Annotated in this window: 8 protein-coding genes; 4 read left to right on the forward strand and 4 right to left on the reverse strand. The window is 69.7% G+C overall.

The window, feature by feature from the left end:
• Positions 1 to 7 precede the first annotated feature (7 nt).
• Both ACYVAG_RS13980 and ACYVAG_RS13985 read left to right on the forward strand, forming a co-directional pair.
• Entirely contained in the window at positions 8 to 382 is a 375-nt protein-coding gene (locus ACYVAG_RS13980; RefSeq protein ID WP_460770618.1) for a hypothetical protein, read from the forward strand.
• 221 nt (positions 383 to 603) lie between these two features.
• Positions 604 to 903 (forward strand): hypothetical protein, encoded by a 300-nt coding sequence (locus ACYVAG_RS13985; RefSeq protein WP_460770620.1) that lies wholly within the window; start codon positions 604 to 606, stop codon positions 901 to 903.
• A gap of 52 nt (positions 904 to 955) precedes the next feature.
• Here the strand turns inward: ACYVAG_RS13985 and ACYVAG_RS13990 are convergent, their stop codons facing one another.
• The 4 genes from ACYVAG_RS13990 to ACYVAG_RS14005 form a co-directional block, all read right to left on the reverse strand.
• Positions 956 to 1,717 carry a MerR family transcriptional regulator gene (locus tag ACYVAG_RS13990; RefSeq protein WP_460770622.1) on the reverse strand — a complete coding sequence of 254 codons (762 nt, stop codon included), beginning with the start codon at positions 1,715 to 1,717 and terminating at the stop codon, positions 956 to 958.
• Complete coding sequence (locus tag ACYVAG_RS13995; RefSeq protein ID WP_460770623.1) at positions 1,692 to 2,945, reverse strand: MFS transporter; 1,254 nt, start codon at positions 2,943 to 2,945, stop codon at positions 1,692 to 1,694. The genes ACYVAG_RS13990 and ACYVAG_RS13995 overlap by 26 nt, the downstream gene beginning before the upstream one ends.
• 28 nt (positions 2,946 to 2,973) lie before the next feature.
• Positions 2,974 to 5,535, reverse strand: coding sequence for a family 16 glycosylhydrolase (locus ACYVAG_RS14000; protein WP_460770625.1), 2,562 nt, complete (start codon positions 5,533 to 5,535; stop codon positions 2,974 to 2,976).
• Positions 5,536 to 5,801: 266 nt separating this feature from the next.
• Entirely contained in the window at positions 5,802 to 7,475 is a 1,674-nt protein-coding gene (locus ACYVAG_RS14005; protein ID WP_460770626.1) for a DUF2207 family protein, read from the reverse strand.
• Between the two features lie 131 nt (positions 7,476 to 7,606).
• Here ACYVAG_RS14005 and ACYVAG_RS14010 point away from each other — a divergent pair, with 131 nt between their 5' ends.
• Together ACYVAG_RS14010 and ispF are read left to right on the forward strand one after the other, a co-directional pair.
• Entirely contained in the window at positions 7,607 to 8,803 is a 1,197-nt protein-coding gene (locus ACYVAG_RS14010) for a neutral zinc metallopeptidase (protein WP_460770627.1), read from the forward strand.
• Complete coding sequence (ispF, locus tag ACYVAG_RS14015) at positions 8,800 to 9,282, forward strand: 2-C-methyl-D-erythritol 2,4-cyclodiphosphate synthase (RefSeq protein WP_460770629.1); 483 nt, start codon at positions 8,800 to 8,802, stop codon at positions 9,280 to 9,282. The genes ACYVAG_RS14010 and ispF overlap by 4 nt, the downstream gene beginning before the upstream one ends.
• The last annotated feature ends 157 nt before the right edge of the window (positions 9,283 to 9,439 follow it).

Genomic DNA, 9,439 nt, shown 5'->3' on the forward strand with positions numbered 1-9,439 from the left:
CGCTGGGATGGAGATCATGATCCAACATGCTCACGAGTTGCTCGCCGCAGGGCTCACCCCGGCTGACATCCGCTCAGAAGTCCGCGAGGGGAGGCTCGTTCGGCTGCGCCGCGGGTCCTATGCTCCCCCATCCATCCTCACGAACGAGCCCGAATCGCGGCACCGCGCACTGATCCATGCGGTGGCCCCGCGTCACGCCGATGCCATCGTCAGCCATGTGTCCGCCGCCGTGCTGCACGGACTGCCCGTTCCGGAGCGAACTCTCTCGCGCGTTCATCTGGTCAAGCCGCGAAACGGCCGGGATCGGCGCGCGGCTCGAGCTACTACATCCACCGAGCCATCCGACCGCCCGAGCCAGACATCATCGACGGAATTCCGGTGACCAACCTGGCACGCACCACGCTCGATCTCATTCGGGCACTGTCACCGACTGACGCGGTCGCCGTCGCAGACGCAGCGCTCGCCATGGGCCTCGACAGATCCACGCTCATGGACGCCCTCGCGACGTCTGGCCGACACGCGGGAAATCCCACAGCCCGCCACGTCGCACGCTTTGCCGACAAGCGAGCGGAGAGCCCCGGTGAGTCATGGTCGCGCTGGATCATGCATGAGCTCGGAATCCCGGCCCCCGACCTCCAGGTCACCTTCGACCTCGGGTCGATGTCGGCCCGCCCCGACTTCTGGTGGAAGCACCTCAAAGTGGTCGGGGAGTTCGACGGATGGGTGAAGTACGGCCGCCTCCTCAAGCCCGATCAGTCGGTCGACGACGTGCTGCGCGCCGAGAAGGAGCGCGAGCAGGCCTTCCGCGCACGTGGGATCTGGCTCATCCGATGGACGACTGGAGACCTCAACGACCGCGCCCGCTTCCGCGACTTCATCGTCGAGGGGCTCGGGCTGACCTGACCACTCAGCCAGCAAGCGAACCGACGCGCATCGACAGTGCGATTGCGCACGCTCACGGCACCGGATAGCCCGCCTCCGCCATCAGCTCCGCCACCCGCTCCGTGGCGCGGCGCCAGCCGGGCGATGCGAGCGTGCCGTGCTGGTCGATCAGGCGATAGGCCATGGTGTCGATGCTGGTCCACCAGTCCTCCTCCACTTCGGCGTCGAGCGGAAAGTGCGCGAGAGTCATCTCGACCGACCTGCGCGCCAGGTCTTCGATGCGCGCGTCGTCGGGCGACCAGTCGATGGCCTCGTCGGAGAGTCGATAGAGCTCGACCACCTCCGGATCGTCGAACGCCTTCAGCTGCTGGGCCATCCACTCCTCGACCTTCTGCGGATAGGCCACCGCCATCAGGATCGCGACCTCCCGCTCGACGGTCAGCGAGCGCTCCGACAGCCCCACCTCGGCCATGCGCTCCAGCAGCCGCAGCGCGTTCGGCCCCAAGGAGCCGGCGTCGGGATCGGTGGTGCCCGCGAGGCGCCGCCGGTGGTCCTCGAGCTCCGCGATGCGGGCCACCAGGGCGGAGTCCACTTCCGCGATCGCCGCCGCGAACTCCTCCGGCTCGGCCGCCAGCAGCTCTCCGACCCGCTGCAGCGGCACGCCGGCCGCCGCGAGCCCGCGGATGCGGACGAGCCGGACCGCGTCGTCGGATCCGTAGCGCCGATAGCCCGACGCGTCCCGTTCCGGCTCGGGCAGCAGCCCGATCTGGTGGTAGTGGCGGATCGTGCGCACGCTCACGCCCACATAGTCAGCCAGTTGTCCGATGGTCAGCAACGCGCACCTCCTCGACCCCATCCTGCCCCGCCGGCTTCTCCACGAACGTACGCAGGCCCGGGGCAAGCAACGCGTACGCCGCCACCGGCACGAACGCGAGGGCGCACGCCCAGGCGCCCGCGCCGATGGAGGCGCCGGTCAGCAGCAGCGCCATCAGGCCGAGGCCGAGCGGCGCCGTGACCATCGACAGCGCGCTGAACAGGGCCATCACGCGGCCGCGTACGCGATCGGGGACGTGCTCCGACATCGCCACCATGACCACGGGGCCCATGAGTCCGCCGCCGACACCCGCCAGGGCCATGCCGAGCGCGACGAGCCAGAACCCTTGCAGCGGCGCGGTCGCGAACAGCGAGCCGGTGAACAACAGGATCGCCACGACCCAGGACCCCCAGCGCCACTTCGCCAGCCCCGCGGCATAGACGATCGAGCCGACCATCGAGCCCACCGCGTACGCGGACATCGACAGCCCCAGGAGCTCGGGGCGGTCCAGCCGCGTGAAGTGGGCGGGCAGCAGGACCGCCAGCAACGGCGCGATGGGCACGGTCGATGCGAGGCTGACGACCAGGATCGCGAGCAGCCCCCGATGGGCCCGCACAAAGCGCCACCCGCCGAGCATCCCGGCGTGGGGGTCGACGCCCTCGGCCGCCGCGGCCGGCGTCGCGACCAGCGGCAGGACGGCCATGCAGAGGGCGGCGAGCGCGGAGCAGCCGGCGGTGATGCCGACGACCTTGATCGGGTCGAGCACCGCCATCAACGCCCCGGCGAGCCCAGGGCCCGCGAGCATCGCGAGGGAGTACGCGACCTGCCGGAACCCCGCCACCTTCTCGAGCGAGACCCCGGAACTCTCGGCCACGTTGGGGAGCAGCGTCTCGCGCGCCGTCATGCCGGGGACGTCGAACAACGCCCCGACCACCCCGAGCAGGATGAACCAGAACACGTCGAGGCCGAACACCCGGTCCACGACGATCAGGCCGGCGACCGACACAGCCGATCCGATGTCGGCGAGCACGCTCATGCGCCTTCGGCCCACGCGATCGATCAGGTGGCCGCTGACAAGGGTGGCCAGGAAGCTCGGCACCGCCGACACCGCCGCGACGAGACCGGTCAGGGCGGGGTCGCCGGTGCGCGCGAGCACCAGCCAGGGCAGCACGATCGAGATCGCGGCGTTGCCGAAGAGGGACGAACCCTCGGCGAGGAGGAAGAGGGGAAGGACGAGTCGTTGACGCATGCGACCATCGTCCGACCCTGACGCGACGTCAGGGCAAGGATCGCGTCCCGATCCTCGAGTTCCACACGATCTGGCCGCCGCGGAAGGCCTGCGTACATTCCCTCGCGTCAGGCAGGTTCACGCACTGCTCCGGTCCGGTCGGATAGGCGAATCGACCCATCTCCCAGCGGTTCGCCGCATAGTGGGTGTAGATCGCTCCCTGCACGCTCCAGGACCCCGTCGACTGTGACCAGTAGATGTGGCCCGACTCGTGCTGGAACCGCTGTACGCAGCCGCCGTCCCGCAGGCCGCACAGCTCGTTGGTGACCGGATAGCCGAACGCCCCGTTCTCCCAGCCCATCGCCGCATAGCGCCGGAAGATCTCGCCCTGGACATTGTGGGCGCCCGAGGCCGCCGACCAATAGATGTGGCCGTTCTGGTGCTGGAATCGCTGGCCACAACCCCCATCACGCAACCCGCAGAACTCATCGGAGACCGGATAGCCCAGCACCCCGTTCTCCCAGCCCATCTCCGCGAAGCGCTGATAGATCAGGCCCTGGATCGAGTGGGTCCCTGCAGCAGGAGCCCAATAGATGTGGCCCGACTCGTGCTGGAACCGCTGGCCACAACCCCCGTCGCGCAGGCCGCAGAACTCATCGGAGACCGGATAGCCGAAAGGCCCGTTCTCCCAGCCCATCGAGGCATAGCGGTCGTAGATCGCCCCCTGGATGGAATGGGCGTCGGTCGCGGCCGACCAATAGATGTGGCCGTTCTCCCTCTGGAACCGCTGTACGCAGCCGCCGTCGCGCAGGCCGCACATCTCGTCGGTCACTGGATACCCGATCGCACTGTTCTCCCAGCCGAGCGCCGCGTAGCGGTCGAGAATGGGGCCGCGCACGAAGTGGGCGCCGCTGTCGCCGGACCAGAAGATCGTGCCGCGCTCGAAGCGCTGCGAGCAGCCGCCGTCGCGCAAGCCACAGTGCTCGTCGGCCACCGGGTTGCCGAGAAGACCGTTCAATGAGACCCACTTGCGCCAGATCTCGTCGCGGACCACCCTGCTCCTATCAGGCCAGACCATGATCACCCCGTTGGCGAACGCCTGGGTCGCCGCTGGTCCGTCGCTGGCTCGGGGCGCGGTCGGCAGGCCGAGGCCCGCCTCGCCTCCGCCGGTGCCGAACCGACTCCAGAACTCACCGCTGAGGACCACCGGACCTGAGGCAGGGGTGTCATAGATCCGGCCGTGTTCGAAGTCCTGGGCGCGAGCGCCCTCCTGAGCCGTCGGCCGGGCGCAGCCGAGCGCCTCGCCGAGTTCGGGCGCTCCCGCGCGAGCCCCATCGATGGCGGCGTCGGGCGGGCAGGTCGGGGCCTTGACCTCGACCGGCTCCCACCGCACGTAGTCCCACTCGTCCACCTTCGCCTGCCACGGCGCCGCATCGTCCACAAACGGTGCCCAGCCCCCGTTGGCGTTCGTCGTCGTGTAGACGCTCAAGCGCCACATGTACTGGGTCATCGCGCGAACAAAGTCCTCCTGCGTCATCAGCGCGACATCGGCCGTCACCGCGGTCTTCGTCGGGTCCTTCCACAGCGGCACGGGCTGCCCATCGAAGAAGTAGCGGATGGCTGTCCCGTCCCACTCCATGCGATAGGTGTGCCACTCGCCCGTGAGGTCTCCGTCGGGCATCATCAGCCGCGCACCCACGTTCTGATTCCGACCGTCGCGACAGTTGATGTGAGTCGAGTTGTGGGTGAACGTCTTCTTCCAGATCTCCATCGTGTCGAGCTCGACGCTGTCGGAGGTCTGCACACCGCCCTGGCAGAAGGGCTGGGAGTTGTTCGCCCACGCCGTCGACGTGATGCCGTTGTGGTCGCCATGGGCTCCATCGAGCTTGGCTCGCACCTCCATCGAGCGCGGGGTCCCCAATGCGTGGGGGGTGAAGATTCGACCGGCCGTGTAGACGGTCTCCTTGCCGGTGGGGCACACCTGATCAGTGCGGTTGGCCGCCGACGGCTCCTCCACGTCCTTCGTGACACAGTGCCGTGACGTCGTGATCTTCAGCGCACCGTTCTCGACGGCCAGGTTTTCCGGTCTGAAGAAGCTCTTGCCCTTCGAACGACCTGTGGCCCACGATTCCGACAGCACCGCCCAGCCGGTGGAGACGCCGGTCCCGTTGAACTCATCCCCCTTCTCGAGCCCGTAGGTCGGTCGACTCATGAAGGTGTGAGTCCACTGGGTCTCGCCGGCCAGACTCAGGGCGGGGTCGGTGGACACCGCGTAGATCGTCACGGGCACACCGACGTGGCCGGACATCGGCTCCCACACCGCGTTGCGGAGTGGTTGGCCGCCGTTGAGGTCGGTGCCGTCGGCGCCTTTCGCGCGATATTCAACGCCGGCGGGGACCGTGGCCCGCACCGCCAGATGGACATCGTCGAAGTCCGGAGCCGCGACGTGGAGGTCGTTCGCGCGCGGCATCGCGGGGGCCCGCGTCGCGTTCGGGCTGGCTGTCGGCGTCGGGCTCGCCATGGGCGCGGCCAGTGCGGCGGCGGCCGTGCTGCTCAACAACAGTCCGGCCAGTGCGTTCACACCGACGGTACGCAGGGCACTTCTCGTCATGGTCATCTCCCGGTCGATCGATCTGGGACATCAGACCATGCGGAACACCCTGATCGGCCGATCAGGCTCAGAGGGTGATGAGATCGTGACTTCGACTCGCTGGCGCTCGCTCAGCCAACGTCAGGCGCTGCGCTCGCTCAGTCAACGTCATGCGCAGCGCTCGCTCAGTCAACGTCATGCGCCGCGCTCGCTCAGCCAACGTCATGCGCCGCGCTCGCTCAGCCAACGTCATGCGCTGCGCTCGCTCAGCCAACGTCGGACTCGATTCAGCGCGCGAACAGGTTCCCACTCACCGTCGTGATGAAGTTCCGCAGCGAATCGGGCAGGTCGCGCAGGTGCCAGTTGTCGGGGCCGTGATACCACGACAGGTCGGTCGGGTCGGCGGCCTCGTCGTCGTCGGCGTCGACCAGAGCGGCGAGCCAGCGGTCCGCGCCGCCGAGCACGATCGCGTAGGGCAGCACCTGCGACAGCTCGCGATATTCGTGGCCCTTCGGCATCTCGTCGGTCGGGTGCGACAGCAACTGCGAGCGCAGGTTGCCGAGTCCGGCCATGAGCGAGGCACCCTTGCCGGTGCGGGCCGGCATCTCCTGGGCCACGAGCGCGAGGCCGAGGGCCAGGGCGATCAGCGCGAGCCCGGCGAGGCCGAAGGGCGTGAACGCGGCGAGCAGGCCAGTGGCGACCACGGCGACGATGAGCGCGGCGACGGCGGCCTGGTTCCAGACGTTGCGGGTGGAGTCGGGCCGGCGCTCATACCACCCGTGCTCGACCATCTCGTCATAGAGCTTGTTCTGCACCGACGGGATGTGGGCGGAGATGGTCGGGCCGATCTCGGACACGTGGACCTCGCGACCGTCGGCCGGCGCCACCGCCTCGAGGAGCTCGGCCTCGAAGGCGCGCAGGCCCGAGGTGTCGGACTGGAGGCGACGGAAGGTCCAGTCGGTCGGCGCGAAGTCGCTGCGGCGCGGCAGCTCGACGATCAACAGGTGTCCGCGTACGGCGAGGTCGACGATCGTCGCCGTCACGTCGATCGGATCGACGCGCTCGTCGGCGACGGTGCCGATCTGGCCGGGCAGCACCGAGCTGCCGACCTTGAACACCGACACCCCGTCGGCGCGCTCGAAGCGCGCGATCTCGGTCGGATCGCCCTCCGGATGGGCGTCCCGGCCGGCGCGGCGGTGGAGCAGCCACAGCACGAGTCCACCCAGCGCCAGCAGGCCGAGCGCGAGCCCGAGGGGCAGGGCGGCGACCGAGAAGGCGCGGCCCACGGTCCACTGCTCGTCGACCTCCTCGTTGGGGGCGACGGCCGAATGCGGGAAGGCCATGCGTACGCCCACGACCTCACCCTCGCCGCGGGGGCCGTCGGCGATGGTCGGCGTTGGGCCCGCGTGGGGCGACCCGTCGGCCATCGCGCAGCTCTGCTGGGTGCCGGGCGGGCCGGCGATGCAGCCGAAGTCGGTGAACTGGCCGGCCGGCTGGATGGCGCCGGTCACGGAATCGGCCTGGGCGTTGAGGCCCTGCAGCAGGTTCCACCGCACCACCGTCGACTGGCCCGGCGCTTTGTGGGCGGCACCGGCGACCGCGTACTCGATCACGACCTCCTTGGCCCCCGCGGTCGGCACGGTGAAGGTCAGCTCGTCCTTGTCACCCCTGGCCTCGCCCGGCCTGCCGTCGGCGGAGACCTTCGCGTCGGTGACCGTGTAGACGTTCTCGGTCTGGTCGAGCGCCTCCTCGCGCAGGCGCAGGCGCTGCGTGAGGGTGGCGGGGGCGGCGGAGCCCAGGGTGATGGTGGTGCGTACGCGGAGGACTCCGCTCTTCTCGATCGTGACCGTTGATGCGTGGGTCTCGACCTTGCCGGCGGCGTGGGCCGGGGCGGCTGTCAGGCCGAATCCTCCCAGCATCACCACGAGCAGCCCGACGACGATCCTCGTTCTCGCGACCACGTTCACCCTCTCTGAGCACGGGGGCGGCGGATGCCCCGCGACAGTGTGTCACAGGGCGGGGACCACACCGCCGGTGACCGACGGTGTACGCGGGGGCGGATCTGACCGCGCGTACGCATAGGGTGTCCCCCGTGACGCAGCAATGGGGGAACAACCAACCGGCCCAGTGGCCCGCGCAGGGCGCCGGATCCGGCCAGGGCCAGCAGGGTGGCTGGGGCCAGCAGGGCTTCAACCAGCCCCAGTGGGGGCAGGGTCAGCAGTGGGGCCAGCAGGGTGCCCAGGGGCCGCAGGGCCAGGCGTACGGACAGGGTTCCCCGTGGCCCGCGACCCAGGGCCAGCCGTGGCCGCAGCAGCAGGACCCGTGGGGCCAGCCGCAGCAGCAGGGCCCGTGGGGCCAGCCCACCCCGACGCCGCCGCGGAAGCGCGGGGGCATGGGTCGCGTCATCGCGCTCGTGCTCGGCATCGTGATCCTGGGCGCCATCGGGCTCGCGCTCGTGTCGGCGATGTCGAAGCCGCGCTACGCGAACGAGGAATACAGGGTGCCGGAGGCCAACTCCGCGCCGCCCGAGATCCCCATGCCCGAGACGATGGAACAGGTCGAGCAGCGGCTGACCGCGAACCCGCTGTATCAGCAGAAGCTCGCCTCACCCGTGCGCTGCGACATGCCGCAGCTCGACATCACGTCCGCGAGCGATCCGGTGATCAAGGCCTATTTCGAGAGCCAGATGGCGTGCCTCATGCGCGTGTGGGGCCCGGCCTTCGACGCGACGAAGACGTGGCAGCTCTATCGCCCGACCGTCACGGTCTATGGCAGCAGCGTGGCGACTCCGTGCGGGCAGGCGAAGGGCCTCAACGCGTTCTATTGCCCGGCGAACCAACAGCTCTACTATTCCCGCGAACTCCATCAGTCGAAGCAGTTCGCGGCGCTGACCAAGCCCAAGGCCGTCGACGTCGTCATGGCCCACGAGTTCGGCCACTTCATCCAGGGTCGCGCGGGCATCGTCGGCGCCCGCGCAGCCATCATGGTGGTGACGAAACCGTCGAGACCCGAAGCACTCCTGCTGGGGCGCCGCAGTGAGGTCCAGGCTGACTGCCTCTCCGGCATGTGGCTGCGATCGGTGGCCCAGTCGCGCAACGTCAGCCAGGAAGACATCCAGACCTTCTATGAGACGTTCGAGATGGTCGGGGACGACCGGGGCGGCAAGGCCCCGGGCGAGGGCGACCACGGCCAGGCCAGCTCGCGTCGCTATTGGGGCCAGCTCGGCATGAGCACCGACGACATCGGCAGGTGCAACACCTGGACCGTCCCGAAGGAGCAGGTGCGTTGACGCTGCCCCGCACCGGCATCGGCGTCGACGTCCACGGGCTGGCCGACGGGCGCCCGATGATGGTCGGCGGCGTCCACTTCGCCGACGAGCCCCAGGGGCCGGAGGGCCACTCCGACGGCGACGTCGCCTGCCACGCGGCCTGCGATGCGCTGTTGTCGGCGGCGGGGCTCGGCGACCTGGGGTCCAACTACGGCACGTCCGACCCGCAGTGGTCGGGGGCGTCCGGGGTCGCGTTCCTGGTCGAGACCGCACGGCGCGTACGCGGGGCCGGGTTCACGATCGGCAACGTGGCGGTGCAGGTCATCGGCAACCGACCGAAGGTCGGGCCCCGGCGCGCGGAGTGTGAGCGGGTGATGGGCGAGGCGCTGGGCGCCCCGGTGTCGGTGTCGGCGACGACGACCGACGGGCTGGGGCTCACGGGCCGCGGCGAGGGCATCGCGGCGATGGCGACGGCGCTGGTCGTACCACTCGCGGGCTGACCCCTCACGCTGGCTGAGCGAGCGCCAGTCCTCACGCTGGCTGAGCGAGCGCCAGTCCTCACGCTGGCTGAGCGAGCGCCAGTCCTCACGCTGGCTGAGCGAGCGCCAGTCCTCACGCTGGCTGAGCGAGCGCCAGTCCTCACGCTGGCTGAGCGAG

The sequence above is a fragment of the Mariniluteicoccus flavus genome (assembly GCF_054776655.1).